Source organism: Bordetella genomosp. 5, from assembly GCF_002261475.1.
Classification (GTDB): domain Bacteria; phylum Pseudomonadota; class Gammaproteobacteria; order Burkholderiales; family Burkholderiaceae_B; genus Bordetella.
On record NZ_NEVN01000003.1, the window covers coordinates 53,154 to 75,959 of the forward strand.

A 22,806-nucleotide genomic window follows, 5' to 3' on the forward strand; every position below is an offset into this window, starting at 1 on the left:
AAACCGGTAGACCGTCTCAGCTCGACGCTGATCTGGCACCCGTGATACGCATCGCCATAGACTGCATGGGCGGGGACTTCGGTCTGCCCGTTACGATACCGGCCGCGATCGAGTTCGCCCGGCAGTTCCCGGATACCCGGTTGCTGCTGGTCGGACTGCCCGATGCCATCGAGGCTGCGCTGGCCGAGCAACGCTCGGTGCCGCGCGACCGCCTCGAAATCGTACCGGCCTCCGAGGTCGTCTCGATGGACGACCCGGTCGAGGTCGCGCTACGTCGCAAAAAAGATTCTTCCATGCGCCAGGCGGCTCAGGCCGTCAAGGATGGCCGCGCCGACGCCTGCGTGTCGGCCGGCAATACCGGCGCCTGGATGGCGATTTCGCGCTACGTACTCAAGACGCTGGACGGCATCGACCGCCCGGCGATCGCCACCTCCATTCCCAACCAGACCGGCCGCGCCACCACGGTGCTCGATCTGGGGGCCAACGTCGACTGTACCGCCGAGCACCTGATGCAATTCGCCATCATGGGTGCCGCGCTGGCGCAGGCCGTCGATCACCGCGAGAACCCCACCGTGGGGCTGCTCAACATCGGTGAAGAGGTCATCAAGGGCAACGAAGTGGTCAAGGAAGCGGCCGAGCTGTTGCGCGCGAGTCCGCTGAACTTCCACGGGAACGTGGAAGGCAACGATATTTTCAAGGGCACGGTCGACGTCGTCGTTTGCGATGGCTTTGTCGGCAACGTGGTGCTGAAGTCCGTCGAAGGCCTGGCCAAGATGCTCTCCAGCGTGATCCGCGAAGAATTCAAGCGCAACATCGTGACGCTGCTGGTCGGCGCCGTGGCCACGCCGGTGCTCAACCGCCTGCGTCGCCGCGTCGACAACCGGCGCTACAACGGCGCGGCCTTGCTGGGCCTGCGCGGCGTGGTCATCAAGAGCCACGGCTCGGCCGACGCGTATTCCTATGGTTTCGCGCTGCAACGCGCACGCGAAGCCGTGGTCAGCAAGCTGCTCGAGCGCACGGCTCAGACCGTCGCGCAGATCAATGAGCGCGTGCAGTTGCGTGATGCGGCAGGAGGCAATGCCTGATGGATAAGTCCATGAAATACTCCGTGATCGCGGGCTCGGGTTCGTTTCTGCCCGAACGCGTCGTCTCCAACGATGCCCTGGCCGCCGAGCTGGCCGAGCGTGGCATCGTCACTTCCGATGAGTGGATCGTCGAGCGCACGGGCATCCGCCAGCGCCATCTCGCCGAACGCGGCGTGACGACGAGCCAGCTCGCCACCGAGGCTGCGCGCCGCGCGCTCGCCGACGCCGGCATCGAAGCCGCCGACCTCGACCTCATCATCGTCGCGACCTCCACGCCCGATTTCGTGTTTCCGAGCACGGCCTGCCTGGTGCAGGCCAATCTCGGCGCGAAGGGTGGCGCCGCGTTCGACGTGCAGGCCGTCTGCTCCGGCTTCGTCTACGCGCTGACCACCGCCGACAGCTTCGTGCGTGCCGGTCGTGCGCGCAACGCGCTGGTGATCGGCGCCGAAGTGTTTTCCCGCATCCTCGACTGGAACGACCGCGCCACCTGCGTGTTGTTCGGCGACGGCGCGGGTGCCGTGGTCCTCAAGGCCTCTGACGAACCCGGTATTCTGGCCGCGCATCTGCATGCGGACGGCAGCCAGACCAAGATTCTCTGTGCCGCGGGCAATGTGGCCTACGGCGAAGTCACGGGCGATCCGTTCCTGCGCATGGATGGCCAGGCCGTCTTCAAGCAGGCCGTCACGGTGCTCGATCGTTCGGCACGCGCCGTGTGCGCGGAAGCCGGCATCGGCGTCGACCAGCTCGATTGGCTGGTCCCGCACCAGGCCAACGTGCGCATCCTCAATTTCCTTGCCAAGAAGCTCGAGATCTCCACGGACCGCGTGGTCATCTCGGTCGATCAGCACGCCAATACGTCGGCGGCCAGCGTGCCGCTTGCGCTCGATCTGGCGCGCCGCGATGGCCGCATCAAACCCGGCCAGCACGTGCTGATGCAGGGCGTGGGCGGTGGCTTCACCTGGGGCTCTGTGCTCGCCCGAATGTAGGTTCAGATCGTCCGCGCGAGCGGGGCGCCCGAGCGGTGTCCCGCTGTCCGCCGCAACCGGGCGTCACACGCCCCGATTGAAACGAACATAAATCACGGACATCCATGAAAGTCGCTTTCGTATTTCCCGGTCAGGGTTCCCAAGCGGTCGGCATGCTCGATGCGTGGGCAGGTAACGCCGCCGTCGCCGATGTGCTCGCGCGTGCCAACGCCGCGCTGGGCCAGGACCTCGCCGCGCTGATCCAGCAGGGTCCCGCCGACCAGCTCAATCTCACCACCAACACGCAACCCGCGATGCTGACGGCGGGCATGGCCTGCTTCGCCGCGTGGCGTGCCGCCGGTGGCCCGATGCCGGCGCTGGTCGCCGGCCACAGCCTCGGCGAATACACCGCCTTGACGGCCGCTGGCGCGCTGGCGCTCGAAGACGCCGTGCGCCTGGTGCGCGTGCGCGCCGACGCCATGCAGGCCGCCGTGCCGGTCGGTACCGGCGCCATGGCCGCCATCCTGGGCCTGGACGACGACGCGGTGCGTGCCGCCTGCGCCGAAGCCGCTCAGGGCGAAATCGTGGAAGCCGTGAATTTCAACGCACCGGCTCAGGTCGTGATCGCGGGCCACAAGGCCGCCGTCGAGCGTGCCTGCGAGGCCGCGAAGGCCGCCGGCGCCAAGCGCGCGCTGCTGCTGCCGGTCTCGGCGCCGTTCCACTCCAGCCTGCTGCAGCCCGCCGCCGAGGTGTTGGCCGCCGCGCTCGCCGACATCGACGTCGTGGCCCCGCAGGTGCCCCTCATCAACAACGTGGATGTCGCGACCGTGGATACGCCGGACGCGATCCGGGATGCGCTGGTGCGCCAGGCATGGCATGCTGTGCGTTGGGTCGAAACCCTCCAGGCCATGAAGGCGCAGGGCATCACGCATGTGATCGAATGCGGTCCCGGCAAAGTGCTTACCGGCCTGACCAAGCGCATCGACGGCGAGCTCACGGGCCTGGCCATCACCGATCCCGCCTCCCTGGAAGCCGCCCTCGCGGTGGTGCACGGAAACTGACATGGAAAAACACTCGAACGAACTCGAGGGCAAGATTGCCCTGGTGACCGGCGCGACGCGCGGTATCGGCAAGGCCATCGCCGCCGAGCTGGCGGCACGCGGCGCCACCGTCGTCGGCACGGCCACGTCCGAGGCCGGCGCGCAGACCATCAACGAAGCGCTGGCTCCGCTGGGCGGCCGCGGTGTGGTGCTCGACGTGACCGATACCAAGGCTGCCGAAGCGCTCATCGAGACGCTGGGCAAAGAGGGCGGCGGCCCGCACATCCTCGTCAATAACGCCGGCATCACGCGTGACACGCTCGCCATGCGCATGAAAGACGACGACTGGGACGCCGTGATCGACACCAACCTCGCGGCCGTCTTCCGTCTCTCGCGCGCCGTGCTGCGCGGCATGATGAAGGCCCGCTGGGGCCGCATCATCAACGTGACCTCCGTGGTCGGTGCCAGCGGCAACGCGGGCCAGGCCAACTACGCCGCCGCGAAGGCGGGCGTGGCGGGCATGGCACGTGCTTTGGCTCGTGAGCTGGGTAGCCGCAACATCACGGTCAATTGCGTCGCGCCGGGCTTCATCGACACCGACATGACGCGCGTACTGGGCGAAGACCAGCACGCCGCGCTGTTGCAGCAGATTCCGCTGGGCCGCCTCGGCGACCCGGCCGATATCGCCCACGCGGTGGCCTTCCTGGCCGGTCCGCAGGCGGGTTACATTACGGGTACGACCCTCCACGTCAACGGCGGGATGTACATGCAATGAGTTCCGGTACGACGGCTCGGCCTTGGCCGCGCCGTCGTACCATCGCAGCACCCGCCCGGGTGCCCCAGCGAGCAAGCCCCGTCTTTATCGGGCGGCCGCAACGGGGCCTCGGCAAGGCATGTGAAGGGTATGTGTGGCGGCCTCCGTGGTCGTCATTCCCAGGGGCTGAAAACAGTCTTTCGCATGCTGGTGTTATTTTTGTCATGGCCTGGCGTTTGCATTCCTCTGCGCTTGGCTATAATTCGCGGGATTTTTCCCAATTGGAGATCTGCATGGAAAGCATCGAACAGCGCGTCAAGAAGATCGTCGCTGAACAACTTGGCGTGAACGAAGCCGAGATCAAGAACGAGTCCTCCTTCCTTGACGACCTCGGTGCCGATTCGCTCGACATGGTCGAGCTGGTCATGGCCCTCGAAGATGAATTCGAGACCGAGATCCCCGACGAAGAGGCCGAAAAGATCACGACCGTGCAACAAGCGATTGACTACATCAATTCGCACGGTAAGCAGTAAGCTGGCCTGTATCCTCCCGCGCGCGCCCTTTTCGGGTACAGCGCCGGGAACTGGGCGGTTTCTGGAAGCTGCCGCGCAATTGCCGCGACACATGATCCGGCCGGGCACGTCCCCGGCGGTCAGGTCGGCCGGCGAGGGCCGCGCGCAGTACCTCCCGAAAACCGCCTTTATTTTGTCTGTTTGAGGAGTCATCCGTGAAGCGACGAGTCGTCATCACCGGCCTGGGTATCGTGTCCCCCGTGGGCAATGACCTAGCCACCGCTTGGGACAATATCGTCAACGGACGTTCTGGCATTGGCCGCATCACCCGTTTCGATCCGTCCAGCCTGACCACGCACATCGCGGGTGAGGTCAAGGACTTCGACGTCACCCAGTTCGTGCCGGCAAAAGAAGCCCGCCAAATGGATACCTTCATCCATTACGGCCTGGCTGCCGGCATGCAAGCCTGGCGCGACTGTGGTCTGGAAGTGACCGAAGAGAATGCCGAGCGCATCGGCGTGATCATCGGCTCGGGCATCGGTGGCCTGCCGCGTATCGAAGAAACCCAGACCGACCTGCTGGCCAAGGGCCCGCGTCGGATCTCGCCGTTCTTCGTGCCGGGTTCGTTGATCAACCTCATCTCGGGTCAGCTCTCGATTGTCTATGGCATGAAGGGCCCGAGCTATGCCGTCGTGTCGGCGTGCACCACCGGTCTGCACAGCATCGGCGATGCCGCGCGTCTGATCGAGTACGGTGATGCCGACGTGATGGTCGCCGGCGGTGCCGAGTCGACCGTGTCGATGCTGGGCATCGGTGGCTTTGCCGCCATGCGCGCACTGTCCACGCGCAACGACGATCCGACCACCGCATCGCGTCCCTGGGACCGCGACCGCGACGGCTTCGTGCTGGGCGAGGGCGCTGGCGTGCTGGTGCTCGAAGAATACGAACACGCCAAGAAGCGCGGTGCGCGCATTTACGGCGAGTTCGTCGGCTACGGCATGAGCTCCGACGCGCATCACATCACGGCCCCCGACAAGGACGGTCCGCGTCGCGGCATCGTCAATGCGCTGCGCAACGGCTCGATCAATCTCGATGAGGTCGATTACGTCAACGCGCACGGCACCTCCACGCCGCTGGGTGACAAGAACGAAACCGAGGCACTGAAGCTCGCGTTCGGCGATCGCGCCCACAAGCTGGTGGTGAACTCCACCAAGTCGATGACCGGGCACTTGCTCGGCGCGGCCGGGGGTATCGAAGCCGTGTTCACGACGCTGGCCGTCTACAACCAGATCTCGCCGCCCACGATCAATATCTTCAACCAGGATCCCGAGTGCGACCTGGATTACTGCGCCAACCAGGCGCGTGATATGAAGATCGACGTGGCGCTGTCCAACTCCTTCGGGTTTGGCGGCACCAACGGCTCGATGGCTGTGCGTCGGGTCTGAGTTGAGCGTCGACGCCCGTCGCATCCCCGGCGTTCTGCGGATTCCGGTACACCAACCCGTCCTTGCCCGCGCGCTGCGCAGCCTTGCGGCTGCGTTGGGTGCGGGCATGGCGGCGGTGGCCGGAACGCTGGCGGCCGGGATGGCCGACGGGCTCGTCTGGCTTGCCGGCATCGCGCTGGCAGGGCTGGGCGGTGGCCTGGGTTGGGCGGGTGTGCCCAAGCGCAGCGCCTCGCCGCGCGCCCTGAGCGCCGGGCCAGCGGCCGACGGCTGGCGAGTGCGCCGCCAGCGGCACTGGCACCGCGCCACGCTGCGCCGGGCGCGTCTAGCGCCGGCTCACGTCCGGCTCGATCTCGAGCTTGACGCCACGGCCTTCTGTGTTACAAATAGCAAGATCACCTGCACCGTCTGGCGTTCAGGCCTGCCGCCTGAGCAATGGCGGCGTCTGCGCGTCCTGGCGCGGGCAGCCGACCGCAGCGCGGTGCCGCGCAGAGGGGCGTCATGAGCGAACGCGATGTCGACGCCGAACTTGTCGCGCGCGTGCAACGCGGCGACAAGAAAGCTTTCGACCTGCTGGTACTGAAGTATCAGCGCAAGATACTGCGCCTGCTGGCGCGGATGATCCGCGACCCATCCGAGATCGAGGATGTGGCGCAGGAGGCATTCATCAAGGCCTACCGGGCCCTGCCGCAGTTTCGCGGAGAAAGCGCCTTCTATACGTGGTTGTATCGTATTGCGATCAATACGGCACGAAATTGGCTGGCTTCCCAGGGGCGGCGCCCGAGCGCGCCCAATGCGATAGAAACGGAAGACGGTGAAACTTTTAACGAAACCGACAACCTAACCGATATAAGCACGCCAGAAGCGATGTTCGCCAGCCGCGAGATCGCCGAGACGGTCAACGCCGCGATCGAGGAATTGCCCGAGGAGCTGCGGACCGCTATCGTCCTGCGTGAAATCGAAGGTATGAGTTACGAAGACATCGCCCAAAGCATGGACTGTCCCATTGGTACGGTTCGCTCGCGCATTTTCCGCGCCCGCGAAGCCATTTCCAATCGGTTGCGGCCTCTGCTTGACACCGATGCCGAGCGTCGCTGGTAAGGAGTGGCAGTCATGCAAACAGTAGCCAAGTCCGAGATCGCCGATTCTTCATGGGAGGAATCGGTTTCCGCCTGGATGGATGGCGAAGGATCCGAGGACTTTTTCGAAAACCTGACGAGCCCGCAGGCCCGTCAGGCCTGGAGCACGTATCACCTCATCGGTGACGCGTTGCGCAACCCCGGGCCGGTGATCACGCCGAGCGCCGACTTCCAGGCGCGCCTGTCGCGCGCCCTCGAAGCCGAGCTGCCCATCGTGGCCGCCCCGCGCCGCAGCCGCCGGTCGCACCTGCGCATGGGCCTGTCCGGCCTGGCCGTGGCCGCCGCGGTCGCCACCGTGGCCTGGGTCGCTCAGCCCTACGTGGCGGGCGGCATCAACCCCGCGCCCACCCAGGTGCTGGCCGACGCGGCCGTGCCGGGCGCCGGTGCGCCGGGTGCCGCTGCGTCGGGCGCCGATGACGGCCCCCTGCGCGATTACCTCGAGGCCCATCGCCAGATGGCCGGCCCGAGTGCGGTACGCCAGGTCTCCTTCGAGGCCGGAGCGGGGCGTTGATGGCACAGTCGCAGGACGTGCGCGCAGTGACGTTCACGCGCATGGCAGTGCGGCAACGCCGTTTCGCGGCGCAGGCCGCGTGTGCGCTGATGGCGCTCATGGCGTTGCACGGCGCCGCGCTGGCCCAAAGCGCGCCGCCGTCCGCCGATCCGGTTCAGTTGCTCGCCGATATCCAGCAGGCCGCGCGCAAGCAGGACTACGCCGGCGTGTTCATGTATCAACAGGGCGAAGTCATCCAGTCGTCGCGTCTGGTGCACGTGGTCGATGGCACCGGTGAGCGCGAGCGCCTCGAGATCCTCGACGGCCAGCCGCGCGAGTACCTGCGTCACAACGACGACGTCCAATGCCTCGTGCCCGAGCACAAGACCGTGTTGCTGGAGCGCCGTCGTGGCGATCGCTTCCCGGGTCTGCTGCTGGGCGATCCCGCCGACCTCACCAAGCATTACACGATTCGTGCCGAAGAAAAGCTGCACCGCGTCGCTGACCGCGAGTGCCGGCTGATCACCGTCGAGCCGCGCGATGGGCTGCGCTACGGCTATCGTCTCTGTGCCGACGTGAAGACCAATCTCTTGCTGAAGGCGCAGACCTTCGACCCGGGCCGGGGCGTGATCGAGCAGGTCTCGTTCTCGTCGATCCGTCTGGGCAGCGATGTCGATCCCGCGCAGCTGTCCTCGCGCTGGAACATCCGCGACTGGAAGGTGGTCGAGATGACCATGAAACCGGTCGATCTCGTCGCGCAAGGCTGGCGCATTCCTGCGCCGCAAGGCTTTCTGGCCGTGATGCAGGTCGCGCGGCACATGGGCAAGGGAACCGTTAGCCAGGTCGTGCTGTCGGATGGATTGGCGGCGATTTCGGTCTTCATCGAACCCTACGATCCTGATCGCCACCAGCATCCTCCCGCTGGTCTGATCCAGCGCGGTGCCATCAACATTTACGGAACGCGTATTGCAGATTTCTGGTTGACGGCGTTGGGTGAGGTACCGGTGACGACGCTCGAACAACTCGCGCAAGGCACCGAATACGTGCCCACTCCAGCCGCCAAATAAGAACAAGCCTGCAAAAGGTGTTGGGGTCTTTACGGAGCTCAAGGTAATGAACGCAACTACAGTGTCGAACTCTTTTTTCCGGCGCTTTTTCCTGGCCATGATGGTCGGGACCATGCTGGTTTCCGCCCAGCCTCAACTGGCACATGCCCAGACGCCCGTCGCGGGCGGGGTGCTGCCCGATTTCACATCGATCGTCGAGAAGGCCGAGCCGGCCGTGGTCAACATCCGCACCACGGCCACCGTGCCCGTGCGCGGAGGCCCCGGTGGCCCTGGCGGCGGCAACGGCGATCCGTACGAGCTGTTCCGCTGGTTCTTCGGGCCGGACTTCCAGCCCCCCGGCCCGACGCCGGGTCCGCGTCGTCAGCCGCCGCAGGCGCAGCCTGAAGAGCGCACCGTGCCGCGCGGCGTGGGTTCCGGCTTCTTCATCTCCGAAGACGGCTACATCCTCACCAACAACCACGTCATCAGCGACGCGACGGATATCTACGTCACGCTGACCGACGGCCGTGAATTCAAGGCCAAGGTCATCGGCACCGACGAGCGCACCGACGTCGCGCTGATCAAGGTCGAAGCCAAGGGCATGACGCCGCTGCCGGTCGGCAACACCAAGCTGCTCAAGAAGGGCCAGTGGGTGCTCGCGATCGGTTCGCCGTTCGGCCTGGACTCCACCGTGACCTCCGGCATCGTCAGCGCGATCGGCCGCGACACCGGCGAGTATCTGCCGTTCATCCAGACCGACGTGGCCGTGAACCCCGGCAACTCGGGCGGCCCGCTGCTGAACATGCAGGGTGAGGTGGTCGGCATCAATTCGCAGATCATCTCGCGCAGCGGCGGCTTCATGGGCATCTCGCTCGCGATCCCGATCGACGAAGCCATGCGCGTGGTCGATCAGCTGCGCGCCACCGGCAAGGTCACGCGCGGCCGTATCGGCGTGCAGATCGGCGAAGTCAGCAAGGATGTCGCCGATGCCATCGGTCTGCCGCGTGCCGAGGGCGCGCTGGTGAACAGCGTCGAGCCGGACGGCCCCGCCGAGAAGGGCGGTGTGCAGCCGGGCGACGTGATCCTCAAGTTCAATGGCGAGACCATCAAGCGCTGGTCGGATCTGCCGCGCATCGTCGGCGAAACCAAGCCGGAGAGCGAAGGCAAGATCGAAGTCTGGCGCAAGGGTCGCAGCGTCACGCTGACCGTCAAGGTCGCCGAACTGCAGGCCGAGCAGACCGCTCAGGCCAAAGGCAAGGCCGAGCGTGAAGCCAAGCCCGAAGTGACCAACCATCTGGGTCTGGGCGTGGCCGATGTGCCCGCCGACATGCAGAAGAAGCTCAAGATCAAGGGTGGCGTGCAGGTGCGCCTGGCCCAGGGTCCGGCGGCTGCCGCGGGTCTTCAGGAAGGCGACATTCTGCTTGCCGTGAACGACACCGACGTCATCAACGCCGAGCAATTCAACAAGGTCGTGTCCAAGCTGGATAAGTCCAAGGTGGTGGGTCTGTTGTACCGCCGCGGCGGTCAGGCGCAGTGGGTTGCGGTGCAGCCGTCCAAATAAGCGCCAAGACCGGCTAAAATGGCTGGTTGCCACTAAACGAGGGGGCGCTGGGCGCCCCTTCGTTTTTGGTCTCCCCTGGTCCGATCCGCCGCCGGCACCCACGCCGGCACCTCGTGCGGACACTGTTTTGCGTCGCCTTGCCCTTGCCGGCCGCCCTTGCCGGCAGCTGGCGCCAGGCACCGGCGCCGCGCCCAGGGGCTCTGCCCCGTTTGACGCGCCCGGCGCCCTGCGCCTCGGGCTGACATCGGATTTCCCGGTTTGCTCTGTCCCTAAATAACTCTTTATGCAGCATATCCGCAACTTCTCCATCATTGCCCACATCGATCACGGTAAATCGACCCTGGCCGATCGCCTGATCCATCGCTGCGGCGGGTTGGCGGATCGCGAAATGTCGGCGCAAGTGCTGGACTCGATGGATATCGAGCGCGAGCGCGGCATCACCATCAAGGCCCAGACCGCGGCCCTGCACTACAAGGCGCAGGACGGCAAGGTCTACAACCTCAACCTCATCGACACCCCGGGGCACGTCGACTTCTCGTATGAAGTCAGCCGTTCGCTGTCCGCGTGCGAAGGGGCGCTGCTCGTGGTCGACGCCTCGCAGGGTGTCGAGGCCCAGACCGTCGCCAACTGCTACACCGCGATCGAGCTCGGCGTCGAAGTGCTGCCCGTGCTGAACAAGATGGATCTGCCGCAGGCCGATCCCGAGGGCGCGCGCCAGGAAGTCGAAGACGTGATCGGCATCGACGCCAGCGGCGCGGTCCTGGCGAGCGCCAAGACCGGCGTGGGCATCGACGAAATTCTCGAGATGATCGTCGCGCGCGTCCCGGCGCCCAAGGGCGACCCGACGGCGCCGCTGCAGGCGCTCATCATCGATTCGTGGTTCGACAACTACGTCGGCGTCGTCATGCTGGTGCGCATCGTCAATGGCACGCTGCGCCCGAAAGACAAGATCCTGTTCATGGCCAACGGTGCCACCCACCTGTGCGAGCAGACGGGTGTGTTCACGCCCAAGTCCGAGCAGCGCGCCCAGCTGTCGGCGGGCGAGGTCGGCTTCATCATCGCCGGCATCAAAGAGCTGGCGCACGCCAAGGTGGGCGACACCATCACGCTGGCCGGCAAGGCCGCGCCCGAACCGCTGCCCGGCTTCAAGGAAGTGAAGCCGCAGGTGTTCGCGGGCCTGTATCCGGTCGAGAGCTCCGAATACGATCAACTTCGCGACTCGCTCGAGAAGCTCAAGCTCAACGATGCGGCGCTGATGTTCGAGCCCGAAGTGTCCCAGGCACTGGGCTTCGGCTTCCGTTGCGGCTTCCTCGGCCTGCTCCACATGGAGATCGTGCAGGAACGTCTGGAGCGCGAGTTCGACATGGACATCATCACCACGGCGCCGTCCGTGGTGTACGAAGTCGAACAGCGCGACGGCACGGTGCTGACCATCGAGAGCCCGTCGCGCATGCCCGAAGTCGGCAAGATCAACGACATTCGCGAGCCCATCGTGACGGTCACGCTGTTCATGCCGCAGGAGTACGTGGGCCCTGTGATGACGCTGTGCAACAACAAGCGCGGCGTGCAGATCAACATGACCTACCACGGCCGCCAGGTCCATCTCACCTACGAGATCCCGCTGGCCGAGATCGTGCTCGACTTCTTCGACCGCCTTAAATCGGTGTCGCGCGGCTATGCCTCGATGGACTATGAGTTCCTCGAGTACCGCTCGGCCGACGTGGTCAAGGTCGACCTGCTCATCAACAGCGACCGCGTCGACGCGCTCGCCATGATCGTGCACCGTTCCAACGCGCGCTATCGGGCGCGTGACGTGGTGTCGCGCATGCGTGAGCTGATTCCGCGCCAGATGTACGACGTCGCGATCCAGGCCGCCATCGGCGCCGAAGTGATCGCGCGCGAAAACGTCAAGGCGTTGCGCAAGAACGTGCTGGCCAAGTGCTATGGCGGCGACATCAGCCGCAAGAAGAAGCTCCTCGAAAAGCAGAAGGCCGGCAAGAAGCGCATGAAGCAGGTGGGCAGCGTCGAAATCCCTCAAGAGGCATTCCTCGCCATCCTGCAGGTGGAAGACAAGTAAACCCCCAAGAGGCGGTAATAAATGAGCTGGAACTTTGCACTGATTCTTTTTGTGCTGCTGGTCGTGACCGGCGTCGTCTGGGCTTTGGATCTGTTGGTGCTGCGTCGCGGCCGGCAACGCCGTGCCAAGGCGGCGGCCGATCAGGTGGCCGCCGCGCAGATCGGCGACGCGCAGGAAGCCGAGCGCCAGCGCCGCGTCGCCGTCGACGACGCGATGCGCTCGCCGTGGTGGGTGGAGTACGCGGTCAGTTTCTTCCCGGTGATCCTGTTCGTGTTCGTGCTGCGTTCGTTCGTCGTCGAGCCGTTTCGCATTCCGTCGGGTTCGATGCTGCCCACGCTGCAATCGGGCGATCTCATCCTGGTGAACAAGTTCAGCTATGGCATTCGCCTGCCCGTGCTCGATCGCAAGGTGATCGAGGTCGGGCAACCGGCGCGTGGCGACGTCGTCGTGTTCCGCTACCCCGTGGATCCCGATGTCGACTACATCAAGCGCATCGTCGGCCTGCCGGGCGACGAGGTGGCCTATCTGGACAAGAAGCTCTACGTCAACGGTCAATTGGTGCCGCATACCCGTGACGGCGACTATTTCGAGCCCGATCGCGTCTCCTACATCGCGCAGTACCGAGAGAAATTGGGCGACGTTGAGCACAAAATCCTGCTCGATGAGCAACGATCGCAGGATTTTGGGCCGATCTGGAAGTTTCCCAGCGCCGACCAATGCCAGTACCTGCGCAATGGAGTACGCTGCAAAGTACCGCCGGGCAATTACTTCGCAATGGGTGACAACCGTGACAATAGTGCCGACAGTCGTTACTGGGGATTCGTTCCTGACAGTAATATCGTGGGCAAGGCCTTCTTTGTCTGGATGAACTTTGGCGATCTCAGCCGTATCGGCCGCTTTCACTGATAGATCATGTCTTTAGCCACGCTGGAAACCCGCCTCGGTCACCGCTTCGGTGATCAGGCCCTGCTCGAACAGGCGCTGACGCACCGTAGTCACGGTGCGCGTCATAACGAGCGGCTGGAGTTTCTGGGCGACTCTGTGCTGAACTTCGTCGTGGCGGCGATGCTCTATCAACGCTACCCCAAGCTCGACGAAGGCGATCTGTCGCGCGTGCGCGCCAATCTCGTCAAGCAGGCGTCGCTCGCCGATATCGCCCAGCGTCTCGACCTCTCCCAGTTTCTGCGCCTCGGCGAAGGCGAGCTCAAGAGCGGCGGTTTCCGTCGCCCGTCGATTCTGGCCGACACGGTCGAAGCGCTGTTCGGCGGCGTGTTCCTCGACGCCGGCTTCGAGGCCGCGCGCAAGGTGATCGAAGGCCAGTACGAGCCCGTGCTCGCGAGCGTCGATCTCCAGACCCTCGGCAAAGACGCCAAGACCCTGCTGCAGGAATTTTTGCAGGGCCGCAAGATGGCCCTGCCGGTGTACACCGTGGTTGCCACGCATGGCGCGGCCCACAGTCAACAGTTCGAAGTCGAGTGCGCTGTCGCCGGCTTCGACATCAAGGTGGTGGCCGCGGGCGCGAGCCGGCGTGCCGCCGAGCAATCCGCCGCCAAGCTGGCCCTGGAAGCGGCGCAGGCCGTCAGCCCGCCGCCCAAGGCCGCCAAGAAATCCGGCCGTGCGCGCAAGACCGCGCAATTGTCGCTGCCCGTGGCAGTGGCCCAAGAGGTTAAATGAACACCCCCGTTTCCCGTACCGGTTTTGTCGCCATCGTGGGTCGCCCCAACGTCGGCAAGTCCACCTTGACCAACGCCCTCATCGGCTCGAAGATCTCGATCGTCTCGCGCAAGGCGCAGACCACCCGGCATCGCATCCATGGCGTGCTCACGCGTGAGCACGAGCAGTTCGTGTTCGTCGACACGCCGGGCTTCCAGACCCGCCACGGCGGCGCGATGAACCGCATGATGAACCGCGTGGTCACGCAGGCCCTGAACGACGTGGATGTCGTCGTGCACGTGGTCGAGGCCGGCAAATGGACCGACGGCGACGCCAAGCTGCTGCCCTTGCTGCCCGCGCCCGAGCGCACCATTCTGGCCATCAGCAAGATCGACGCGCTCAAGAGCCGCGACGAGCTGTTTCCGTTCGTGGCCAAGCTGATGGCGCAGCATCCCTATGGCGCCGTGGTGCCCGTGAGCGCCACCAAGAATCACCAGCTCGACCAGCTCCTCGACGAGATCGCGACACGCCTGCCCGAAGGCGAGCCGATGTTCGAGGAAGACACGCTCACCGACCGCCCGATGCGCTTCATCGCCGCGGAGCTCGTGCGCGAAAAGATTTTCCGTCTGGTGGGCGATGAGCTGCCCTACGGCTGTACCGTCGTGATCGAGCAATGGGAAGAAAACGACGCCGGCGCGCGCATCGCCGCCTGCGTGGTGGTCGAACGCGACAGCCATAAGCCCATCCTGCTCGGCGCCGGCGGCCAGCACATGAAGCGCATCGCCACCGAAGCCCGCCAGGACATCGCGAAGCTGCTCGACAAGCCCGTGCACCTCGAGGTCTACATCAAGGTGCGCAAGGGCTGGTCGGATCGCGAGAGCGCGTTGCGCGATCTGGGCTATGAGTAAACGGGCGCATCGCGTCCACGATTGCCGTGCCTACATGCTCCACGCGACCGCGTGGCGCGAAACCTCCCTGATCGTCCAGACCTTCTCGCGTGACCATGGCTGTGTCGCCATGGTCGCGAAGGGGGCCAAGCGCCCCTATTCGGTGCTGCGGCCGGTCTTGAGCGCCTTCCAGCCCCTGATGCTGTCCTGGTCGGGCGCCAGCGAAGTCAAAACCCTCACCAAGGCCGAAGTCGATGGCATCCACCCGCTCGGGGGCGCCGCGCTGATGTCCGCCTGGTACATGAACGAGCTCCTGCTGCGCCTGCTGCCGCGCGAGGACGCCCATCCGGTGCTGTTCGATGCCTACGAAACCGCGTTGACCCAGCTCGCGCAGGGCAGCCGGGCCGCGGGGGCGCTGCGACGCTTCGAATGGATTCTGCTGCGCGAAATCGGCTACGGCGTCGACGAAGGGGAGCCCGATTTCAACGACGCGCAGCTCGAGCCCACCTTGCGCCGCGAGCTGCGCGAGCGGCTCGACATCAACCTCGCCGGGCGGCCGCTCTCGACGCGCCGCGTGTTGATGGAGCTGCAACGGGTGTAGCGGCGCGGCGCTACGCGCGCGCGGCGTCGGGCGCGTCGGCCAACGCGTCGATCACCAGGTCGCGCAGCCACACGGTGCCGGGATCGCGCTCGAAGCGCGGGTGCCAGTGCACCGTGACCGACAAGGGCGCCAGCGTGAAAGGCAGCGCGCAAACCTCGAATTCCTCCCCCTTGTTGAACCATTGCGCCGCGCGGTACGGCAGCGTGACGGTGAGGTCCGTGCGCTTCACGATCTCGGCGGCCGCCGAGAAGTGGGGCAGGGTGAGGTAGGGCCGCCGGTGCAGGCCGGCCTCGCCCAGCACCTCTTCGAGCTGTCGGTGCGCACTGGCGCGCGCGGCCACCATGATGTGATCGAGCCGGCGGAATTGCGCCCGGGTCAGGCCCTGTGCCAGCACGGGATGGCCGCGTCGGCCCATGCAGACATAGCGTTCGGCGAACAGGTCGGCATGACGGGTGCGGCGCCCCAGGCCGGCCAGATTGCCGATGGCCAGATCGACCTCGCCGCGCTTGAGCGCATCGTGCACCGACTCGAGCGGCACCTCCTGCACTTCGACCCGCAGCTTGGGCGCGCGCGCATGCACCCGCTCCATCAGGCTGGGCAGAAAAACCATCTCGCCGATATCCGACATCGATAGACGGAAGTGCCGTTCGCTGCGGGTGGGATCGAAGGTCTGGCGCAGGGCCAGGGCCTCGGCGAACTCGCTCATGCCGCGTTCGATGGGCTCGGCCAGCGCGTAGGCCACCGGCGTCGGCGCCATGCCGGCGGGCGTGCGGACGAACAGCGGGTCGTCGAACTGCTCGCGCAAACGGGTGAGGGCATAGCTCACCGCGGGCTGGGTCAGGTTGAGGCGGCGCGCGGCGCGCGTCACGCTGCGCTCTTCCAGCACGGTCAGGAAAACCCGCATCAAGTTCAGATCGAACGCCATGCATGCCCCTTATATCAGCCAGGTTTATAAGAAAAATAATACCTATAAATTTGACATATAAATAGTTGATTCCTAGACTGATTTCGCTCCCTGCAGGCTGGCCTCGGGGTGGCGCAAAACAAGGGGAATCACGGCTATGCGGCGTGTCACTTTGCCTTCGTTATTGATGCAGCAGGCCGAACGCTGGCCCGCACGCGCGTGGATGCATGCGCCGGGCGGCACGCTTAGTTACGCCGAAGCCCCAGCGGCGGCGGCACGGTGGGCGGCGCTGCTTGCGGCGCACGGCGTGCGGCGGGGCGACCGCGTCGCGCTGATGGCCGGCAACCGCATCGAGTTCCTGATGCTGGTGCTCGGCTGCGCCTGGCTGGGCGCGGTGGTCGTGCCGCTGAACACGGCCACGCGCGGCATGCAGCTGCGCCATATGCTGGCCAACAGCGCCTGTACGCTGCTCGTCGCGGACGAGGCCGCCTGCGACGCCTTGTCGGGGCTGGACGCGCAGGGCCTGCCGTTGCGCGAGGTGTGGCTGCTGGATGCGCCCGCGCATCCCCCCGCCATGCCGGTGCCCTGGCGGGTGCGCCCGGCGCTGCCCGACGAGGGCGCGCCCGCGGCCGATCTGGCGCCGGGCGATACGCTGGCCATCCTCTACACCTCGGGCACATCGGGCATGTCCAAGGGCGTGTGCTGTCCGCACGCGCAGTTCTATTGGTGGGGCGTGCTGACGGCGCGCAATCTGGAGATCGGCGCGGACGATCACCTCTACACCACTCTGCCGTTGTTCCACACGAACGCGCTCAACGCCTGTTTCCAAGCCTTGCTGGCGGGCGCGACGCTCACCTGCGATGCGCGCTTTTCGGTCAGCCGCTACTACCAGCGTCTGGCTCAGACCGGCGCGACCGTCACGTATCTGCTCGGCGCCATGGTGCCGATGCTGCTGTCGCGCGCGGCCGATGCCGGCGAGCGTGCGCATCGCTGCCGTATCGCGCTGGCGCCCGGCGTGCCCGAACGGTTTCACGCGCAGTTTCTGGCGCGCACCGGCATCGGCCTGCTCGAAGGCTATGGCTCGACCGAAACCAATTTCGCCATTGGCGGCACCCTGGCCGATCAGCGCGCCGGCACGATGGGCCGCGTGGCGCCGGAGTTCGACGCCTGCGTCGCGGATGACCATGACCAGCCGGCGGCCGACGGCGAGCCGGGCGAATTGCTGCTGCGGCCGCGCGTGCCCAACGCCATCGCCACCGGCTACTTCGCCATGGACGCGCAAACGGTCCAGGCCTGGCGCAATCTGTGGTTCCACACGGGCGATCGCGTCGTGCGCGATGGCGATGGCTACTTCCGATTTCTGGATCGCATGAAGGACGCGATCCGGCGCCGGGGCGAGAACATCTCTTCCTACGAGGTCGAGCAGGTACTGCTCGCCCATCCCGCGATCGCGGCGGCGGCGGTGTATGCGGTGCGTTCGGAGCTGGCCGAGGATGAAGTGATGGCCGCCGTGTGCTGCCGGCCCGGCGAGCCGATCGAGCCGGCGGAACTGCTGGATTTCTGCCAGCCCCGCATGCCGTACTTCGCGGTCCCGCGCTACGTGCGGCTGATGCCTGATCTGCCGCGCACCGAGAACGGCAAGGTGCGCAAGTTCACTTTGCGAGAAGAGGGCGTCACGGTCGACGCCTGGGACCGCGAGGCGGCGGGCTATCGCGTCATGCGCTGATCCGCCACGAGGGCGGTGGTCGCGCCCACATGCTGTAGACAAACAACCAACACGACAAGGGGCAGCAATGACGATCAGCCATATCGAGGCGGCACCCGCCCAGGAGGACGCGCAGCGGCAGCGCACGCGGCGGGTGGTGGTGGCGTCCATCGCGGGCAATGCGATGGAGTGGTACGACTTCTTTATCTACGGCACGGCGGCGGCGCTGGTGTTCGGGGAGCTGTTTTTCCCCAAGGGCACCGACCCCATGCTCGGCACGATGGGCGCGTTCGCGGGCTTCGCCGTCGGCTTCTTCGCGCGGCCCCTGGGCGGTGTGATTTTTGGCCACGTGGGCGACCGCTATGGCCGCAAGCTCGCGCTCGAATGGACGCTGGGCCTGATGGGCGTGGCGACCTTCCTGATCGGTCTGTTGCCGACCTATGAGCAGATCGGATTCTGGGCGCCCATCGCCATGGTCGTGCTGCGCCTGCTGCAGGGCGCGGCCGCGGGCGGTGAGTGGGGCGGCGGCGTGCTGCTCATCAGCGAAGCCGTCGATGGCCGCCGGCGGGGCTTCTTCTCGGCGTGGAGCCAGCTTGGCGTGGCGGGCGGTTTCGTGTTGTCGTCGGGCGTGTTCATGCTGGCGCAGCAACTGCCGCACGAAGACTTCATGAGCTGGGGCTGGCGTCTGCCGTTCCTGCTCAGCTTCATCATCTTTGGCGTCGGGCTGTATATCCGCAAGCGCATCCCCGAGAGCGAGGAGTTCGTGCGCGCGCGCAAAAAAAGCGACACGCGCATGCCCGCGCTCGAGGTGTTCCGCAAGTATCCGCGCCAGGTCTTCACGGCGATGGGCCTGCGCATCGCCGAAAACGGGGGTTCGTACATCTTCCTCGCGTTCGCGCTCGCCTACGGCAAGTTTCTCGGCATCTCGAACGACGTGATGCTCGGGGGCGTGCTGTTCTCGATGTTCATCGAGCTCGGCACGCTGGTGTGGTTCGGCCATCTGTCGGACCGCATCGGGCGTCGCACGGTCTACCTGATCGGCGCGGCCGGACTGATGCTGGTGGCGTTTCCGTTCTTCTGGCTGGTGCAGACGCAGCAGACCGTCTGGATTTTCCTGGCTTTCTTCCTCGGCAATACCGTGTGCCACGCCGCCATGATCGGCACGCAACCGGCGTACTTCGCGGAGCTGTTTCCGGCGGAGGTGCGTTATACCGGGCTGGCGCTGGGTCACGAGCTCGCTTCTGTTTTCGCAGGCGGCCTGTCGCCGTTGATCGCGATGGCGCTGTTGCGCCACTACGAGTCGGCCACGCCGGTGGCCTGGTTTCTGATGGGCATGGCGGCCATCACGGTGGTCACCTTGCTGCTCACGCGCGAGCCCGAGCGGGACACGGGCGGCCGCGGCGCGGGCGCCTGATGGCGACGGCCATCGGCATTACCGGCGTCGCGGAAACGCCGCTCATGCGGCATCCGCCGCAGGGCGTTTCCACGGCCGGCCTGCTGGCGCAGGCCCTGCGCGAGGCGCTGGACGATGCGGGCCTGCGGCTGCGCGACGTCGATGGCCTGGGGCTGGCATCCTTCACGCTCAAGCCGGACCGTGCCATCGACTTCGCCTGGCGCATGGGGCTGCGCCTGCGCTGGTGCCTGCAGGACGAGCTCGGCGGCGCGAGCGCGGTCAACCTCCTGCGGCAGGCCTGGCTGGCGCTGCAGGCCGGTCAGGCGCGCACCGTGGTCCTGCTGGCTGGCGACCACTTCGGCGGCGCCGATTTCACCGCGCTGGTCCGAGACTACAACGGCACCGCCCGGGATCTGCTCAGTCCGCTGGGCTGCGTCGGGCCGAATCCCTTGTTTGCGATGGTGACGCAGCGACAGATGAACGAGCGCGGCGTGGGCCGGGCCGACTACGGGGCGCTGTGCGTCGCGCAGCGTGCCCATGCGGCGGACTACGCGCAGGCCGCGTTTCGCACGCCCATCACGCTCGACGACTATCTCGCCGCGCCCATGGTGTGCGAACCCTTGTCGCGTCTGGATTGCGTGCCGGTGGTGAGCGGGGCGGCCGCCGTGGTGCTGCAGGCCGGGCCGGCCGGCGTGCACGTGACGCTGCGCGCCGCCACGGCCGACTACAACGGCGATCAGCAGGAAGGCGATGGCCTGCGGACGGGACTGCGTGCCTGCGCGCCGGCGCTGTGGGCCGACGCGGACGCGGGGCCCGCCGACATGGAGGTGGTCAGCGTGTACGACGACTATCCCGCCATCGCGCTGGCGCAGCTCGACGACCTGGGCTTCGCGGCCGACGGCGACCTGCCACGTCTCGTGCAGACCCGCATCGCCACCGGTTCGCTGGCGCTGAACACGGCGGGCGGGCAGCTGTCGGCCGGGCAGGCCGGAACCGCCGGTGGCATGCATGGTTTGGTCGAGGTGGCGCGGCAACTACTGGGGCGGGCTGGCACGCGTCAACGCCCCGGGGCCCGGCTCGGTCTGTGCACGGGTTACGGCATGGTTCAGTACCGCTATGGCATGTGCGCGAACGCAGCGGTACTCGAACGGCGGGAGGCGCGATGAGCGGTGCGGTACTGATCTGGCAATGCCGGGGCTGCGGCCACGTGATGTTCCCTGCGCGCCTAGGCTGTCCAGCGTGCGGCGCGGAGACCTTCGATCCCGTGCCGGTGCGCGAGGGCACGATCACGGCGCATACGCGGCAACGCGATGGGTCCCTCATCGTCAGCGTGGCGGTGGCGGGCGGCGTGACGCTGGTGGCGCGGCATGCCGGCGCCGACGCCGCGTCTGGGCAGCGCGTGCGGCTGGAAGACCGTGGCGGCGAGCATCCCGCGCCCTGGGCGCTGCCGCTGGGCGTCGCCGCAACGTCCGCGGCGCGAGACGAAAAAAAACCCGCAGGCCAGTAGGCTTGCGGGTGGGGGTAACGCGCAGGACAGTGCAGCTAGCCTGCCCGCGCCTTATTCGCGATTGCCGCCGAAGATGCCGAGCAGCATCAGCAGGTTCGAGAAGACGTTGTAGACGTCGAGGTAGATGGCCAGCGTGGCGGAAACGTAGTTGGTTTCGCCGCCGTTGACCACGCGCTGCAGGTCGACCAGCATGAAGGCCGAGAAGATCACGATGGCGAGCACCGAGACCGTCAGCATCAGCGCCGGGATCTGCAGGAAGATGTTGGCCAGTGCCGCGACCAGGATCACGACCGCGCCGACGAACAGCCACTTCTGCATCGACGAGAGGTCGCGCTTGATCGTGGTGGCCAGCGTGGCCATGGTGGCGAACACCGCAGCCGTGCCGCCGAAGGCGAGCATCACCAGCTGTGCGCCGTTGCCCATGCCGAGCACGAAGCCCAGCAGACGCGACAGCATCACGCCCATGAAGAACGTGAACGCGAGCAGCAGGGTCACGCCCAGCGAGTTGTTCTTGTTCTTCTCGATGGCGAACATCAGGCCGAATGCGCCGACCAGAAACACGATGGCCGACAGGCCCGGGCTACCGGCCATGACGCGGTTGATGCCGGTGTACATGCCCACGGCCGCGCCCAGCACCGTCGGGATCAGCGACAGCGCCAGCAGCCAGTAGGTGTTGCGCAGCACTTTGTTCCGGACGACTTCGCCCGGCGCGCCGGCATAACCGGAACGGTTAAAAGGGGACGGACGGTATTCGTTCATGACGACTCCTTGTGCGGCAAAGTGATCTTGCCTAGATAGCTTAGACGGGAAGTCTACCTGACAGTTCCCTTAATGATCCAGCATTTTGGAACATATGGGGCCAGTTGGCAGACAATCAAGACGGATAAGCCGCGCGTGCCTCCGCGCGTTCAAGCTACCCCTATCCGACCGCAACGCCGGCGTCGGGGTTCCTGTCAGCCCCGGCGCAGGCGGGCCAGCGCGCGATCGATCAGCGCCGGCAGGTCGGCCTCGAGGCGGGCGCGCATGTCGGCGGCGGCCTGCTCGGCGGCCTCTTGCACGGCGGTTTCGAGCTCGGCCTGCAGCAGCGCACGCAGGACGGGTTCGGCGCCGGGCGGCACGGGGTCGGCGGCGGCGGGTGCGGCAGCGGCAGCTGGCGCGACGGGCACGGCGGCGGCCACGGCGGGAGCCGGCGTGCGCGCGCCCGCATGCTCCGTCAGGCTGGCGGCCGCCAGCGAGGCGGCCTGCGAGCCGGTGAGCGCGTCGGCCGACCACGGCGTGGCGGCGGCGGGCTCAGGGGAGGTGGCGGCCGGCGGGGCGATCATCGGCTCCGCCAGCGGATCGGCGGGCGCCAGCGCCGCCGAGGGCTCCCAGACCTGATCCAGCACGGGCACATCGAACGGCAGCGACTCGTCGGCGGCGGGCGTCTCGGCCGGGTCCGCGGCGAGCGCGGGCGCGGCGTGCGACGAAGGCGCGCGCGCGTCGTCAGCCTCGCTGGCGGAGGGCAGCGTGGGCTCGACCCGCTGGGTCAGCGTGGGAATGCCGGGATCGGTATGGGGGCGGGGCATGGCAATGCGAAACAAAAGAGGGCTGGCGCGCGGCGCGCTCAGGCGCCGCGGCTCAGGTCGTGGCTGTGCAGGCTGTGGCCGGCGGCCTGGTAGTCGCGCCAGCGCAGGCGGGCCGACTGGCGGTCGGCCGCCTCGTCGGAGACGATCTCGAGCACGCGCTCGAAACCATCGTAGCGAGGCGGGCAGGCATCGTCCAGGTTGAGCAGCCAGGCGCCCGCATCCGGCATGCCGGGGGCATCCTGCGGATCCGCGGCCGTGAGCACGATCGGCGTGCGGTCGGCGAGCGGATCCTTGGCCAGCACGTGCGGTACGAACGCGGTGTCGTCGAAGGCCCACAACATGCGGTCGAAGGCCGACAGACGTGTGCCGTCACTGCAGTACACCACCAGGCGCTGGCCCGCCAGATAGCGCTTGCGCGCGGTCTGGCAGGCTGCGCGCAGGCGGTCGGGCGCGCCGAAGGCGAAGTCGACGCGGGTCATG

24 protein-coding genes are annotated in these 22,806 nt (G+C 66.6%); 20 read left to right on the top strand and 4 right to left on the bottom strand.

All coding sequences use genetic code 11. The features are described from left to right. Positions 1 to 41: 41 nt before the first annotated feature. The 16 genes from plsX to recO all read left to right on the top strand — a co-directional run bounded on the left by plsX (position 42) and on the right by recO (position 15,252). Positions 42 to 1,085: a phosphate acyltransferase PlsX gene (plsX, locus tag CEK29_RS06110; protein WP_094798806.1), complete on the top strand. Its 1,044-nt coding sequence runs from the start codon at positions 42 to 44 to the stop codon at positions 1,083 to 1,085. After that, positions 1,085 to 2,071, top strand: coding sequence for a beta-ketoacyl-ACP synthase III (locus tag CEK29_RS06115; protein WP_094798807.1), 987 nt, complete (start codon positions 1,085 to 1,087; stop codon positions 2,069 to 2,071). The genes plsX and CEK29_RS06115 overlap by 1 nt, the downstream gene beginning before the upstream one ends. Before the next feature lie 104 nt (positions 2,072 to 2,175). Then, positions 2,176 to 3,111 (top strand): ACP S-malonyltransferase, encoded by a 936-nt coding sequence (gene fabD / locus CEK29_RS06120; RefSeq protein ID WP_094798808.1) that lies wholly within the window; start codon positions 2,176 to 2,178, stop codon positions 3,109 to 3,111. A 1-nt stretch (position 3,112) separates the two neighbouring features. Then, entirely contained in the window at positions 3,113 to 3,865 is a 753-nt protein-coding gene (gene fabG / locus CEK29_RS06125; protein WP_094798809.1) for a 3-oxoacyl-ACP reductase FabG, read from the top strand. Positions 3,866 to 4,137: 272 nt separating this feature from the next. Beyond that, positions 4,138 to 4,377 carry an acyl carrier protein gene (gene acpP, locus CEK29_RS06130; RefSeq protein ID WP_003813816.1) on the top strand — a complete coding sequence of 80 codons (240 nt, stop codon included), beginning with the start codon at positions 4,138 to 4,140 and terminating at the stop codon, positions 4,375 to 4,377. 194 nt (positions 4,378 to 4,571) lie between these two features. Further along, a complete protein-coding gene (fabF, locus tag CEK29_RS06135) occupies positions 4,572 to 5,801 on the top strand; it encodes a beta-ketoacyl-ACP synthase II (RefSeq protein ID WP_094798810.1) in 1,230 nt (409 codons plus the stop codon). Between the two features lies 1 nt (position 5,802). After that, positions 5,803 to 6,303, top strand: a complete 501-nt coding sequence (locus CEK29_RS06140) for a hypothetical protein (RefSeq protein ID WP_094857612.1) — start codon at positions 5,803 to 5,805, stop codon at positions 6,301 to 6,303. Further along, positions 6,300 to 6,899, top strand: a complete 600-nt coding sequence (gene rpoE, locus CEK29_RS06145; RefSeq protein WP_094798812.1) for an RNA polymerase sigma factor RpoE — start codon at positions 6,300 to 6,302, stop codon at positions 6,897 to 6,899. The genes CEK29_RS06140 and rpoE overlap by 4 nt, the downstream gene beginning before the upstream one ends. A 12-nt stretch (positions 6,900 to 6,911) precedes the next feature. Beyond that, complete coding sequence (locus CEK29_RS06150; protein ID WP_094857613.1) at positions 6,912 to 7,448, top strand: sigma-E factor negative regulatory protein; 537 nt, start codon at positions 6,912 to 6,914, stop codon at positions 7,446 to 7,448. Beyond that, positions 7,448 to 8,494: a MucB/RseB C-terminal domain-containing protein gene (locus CEK29_RS06155; RefSeq protein ID WP_094798814.1), complete on the top strand. Its 1,047-nt coding sequence runs from the start codon at positions 7,448 to 7,450 to the stop codon at positions 8,492 to 8,494. Before CEK29_RS06150 ends, CEK29_RS06155 begins: the two co-directional genes overlap by 1 nt. A gap of 46 nt (positions 8,495 to 8,540) precedes the next feature. Beyond that, positions 8,541 to 10,034 (top strand): DegQ family serine endoprotease, encoded by a 1,494-nt coding sequence (locus CEK29_RS06160; RefSeq protein WP_094798815.1) that lies wholly within the window; start codon positions 8,541 to 8,543, stop codon positions 10,032 to 10,034. A 283-nt stretch (positions 10,035 to 10,317) separates the two neighbouring features. Then, positions 10,318 to 12,111 (top strand): translation elongation factor 4, encoded by a 1,794-nt coding sequence (gene lepA / locus CEK29_RS06165; protein ID WP_094798816.1) that lies wholly within the window; start codon positions 10,318 to 10,320, stop codon positions 12,109 to 12,111. A 21-nt stretch (positions 12,112 to 12,132) separates the two neighbouring features. Further along, a complete protein-coding gene (gene lepB, locus CEK29_RS06170; protein ID WP_094798817.1) occupies positions 12,133 to 13,017 on the top strand; it encodes a signal peptidase I in 885 nt (294 codons plus the stop codon). Between the two features lie 6 nt (positions 13,018 to 13,023). Continuing rightward, the gene (gene rnc / locus CEK29_RS06175) at positions 13,024 to 13,785 is read left to right on the top strand and encodes a ribonuclease III (RefSeq protein ID WP_094798818.1); all 762 of its coding nucleotides are present in this window, start codon (positions 13,024 to 13,026) and stop codon (positions 13,783 to 13,785) included. Beyond that, the gene (era, locus tag CEK29_RS06180) at positions 13,782 to 14,672 is read left to right on the top strand and encodes a GTPase Era (RefSeq protein WP_094798819.1); all 891 of its coding nucleotides are present in this window, start codon (positions 13,782 to 13,784) and stop codon (positions 14,670 to 14,672) included. Before rnc ends, era begins: the two co-directional genes overlap by 4 nt. Further along, positions 14,665 to 15,252, top strand: a complete 588-nt coding sequence (gene recO, locus CEK29_RS06185) for a DNA repair protein RecO (RefSeq protein ID WP_094798820.1) — start codon at positions 14,665 to 14,667, stop codon at positions 15,250 to 15,252. The genes era and recO overlap by 8 nt, the downstream gene beginning before the upstream one ends. A 10-nt stretch (positions 15,253 to 15,262) precedes the next feature. On the opposite strand, the gene CEK29_RS06190 is transcribed toward recO, so the two are convergent. Beyond that, entirely contained in the window at positions 15,263 to 16,177 is a 915-nt protein-coding gene (locus tag CEK29_RS06190; RefSeq protein ID WP_094857614.1) for a LysR family transcriptional regulator, read from the bottom strand. Positions 16,178 to 16,313: 136 nt separating this feature from the next. Here CEK29_RS06190 and CEK29_RS06195 point away from each other — a divergent pair, with 136 nt between their 5' ends. From CEK29_RS06195 to CEK29_RS06210, 4 genes are all read left to right on the top strand, one after another. Continuing rightward, positions 16,314 to 17,882, top strand: a complete 1,569-nt coding sequence (locus tag CEK29_RS06195) for an ATP-dependent acyl-CoA ligase (RefSeq protein WP_094857615.1) — start codon at positions 16,314 to 16,316, stop codon at positions 17,880 to 17,882. A 67-nt stretch (positions 17,883 to 17,949) separates the two neighbouring features. Then, the gene (locus CEK29_RS06200) at positions 17,950 to 19,275 is read left to right on the top strand and encodes an MFS transporter (protein ID WP_094798823.1); all 1,326 of its coding nucleotides are present in this window, start codon (positions 17,950 to 17,952) and stop codon (positions 19,273 to 19,275) included. Beyond that, a complete protein-coding gene (locus CEK29_RS06205; RefSeq protein ID WP_094857616.1) occupies positions 19,275 to 20,420 on the top strand; it encodes a thiolase family protein in 1,146 nt (381 codons plus the stop codon). The genes CEK29_RS06200 and CEK29_RS06205 overlap by 1 nt, the downstream gene beginning before the upstream one ends. Beyond that, positions 20,417 to 20,761 (top strand): Zn-ribbon domain-containing OB-fold protein, encoded by a 345-nt coding sequence (locus CEK29_RS06210; protein ID WP_094857617.1) that lies wholly within the window; start codon positions 20,417 to 20,419, stop codon positions 20,759 to 20,761. Before CEK29_RS06205 ends, CEK29_RS06210 begins: the two co-directional genes overlap by 4 nt. A gap of 51 nt (positions 20,762 to 20,812) precedes the next feature. On the opposite strand, the gene CEK29_RS06215 is transcribed toward CEK29_RS06210, so the two are convergent. The 3 genes from CEK29_RS06215 to CEK29_RS06225 all read right to left on the bottom strand — a co-directional run bounded on the left by CEK29_RS06215 (position 20,813) and on the right by CEK29_RS06225 (position 22,805). After that, positions 20,813 to 21,520 carry a Bax inhibitor-1/YccA family protein gene (locus CEK29_RS06215; RefSeq protein WP_094798826.1) on the bottom strand — a complete coding sequence of 236 codons (708 nt, stop codon included), beginning with the start codon at positions 21,518 to 21,520 and terminating at the stop codon, positions 20,813 to 20,815. Between the two features lie 194 nt (positions 21,521 to 21,714). Then, positions 21,715 to 22,326 (bottom strand): hypothetical protein, encoded by a 612-nt coding sequence (locus CEK29_RS06220; protein ID WP_094798827.1) that lies wholly within the window; start codon positions 22,324 to 22,326, stop codon positions 21,715 to 21,717. Between the two features lie 38 nt (positions 22,327 to 22,364). Beyond that, positions 22,365 to 22,805 (bottom strand): DNA polymerase III subunit chi, encoded by a 441-nt coding sequence (locus CEK29_RS06225; protein ID WP_094857618.1) that lies wholly within the window; start codon positions 22,803 to 22,805, stop codon positions 22,365 to 22,367. Position 22,806 lies beyond the last annotated feature (1 nt).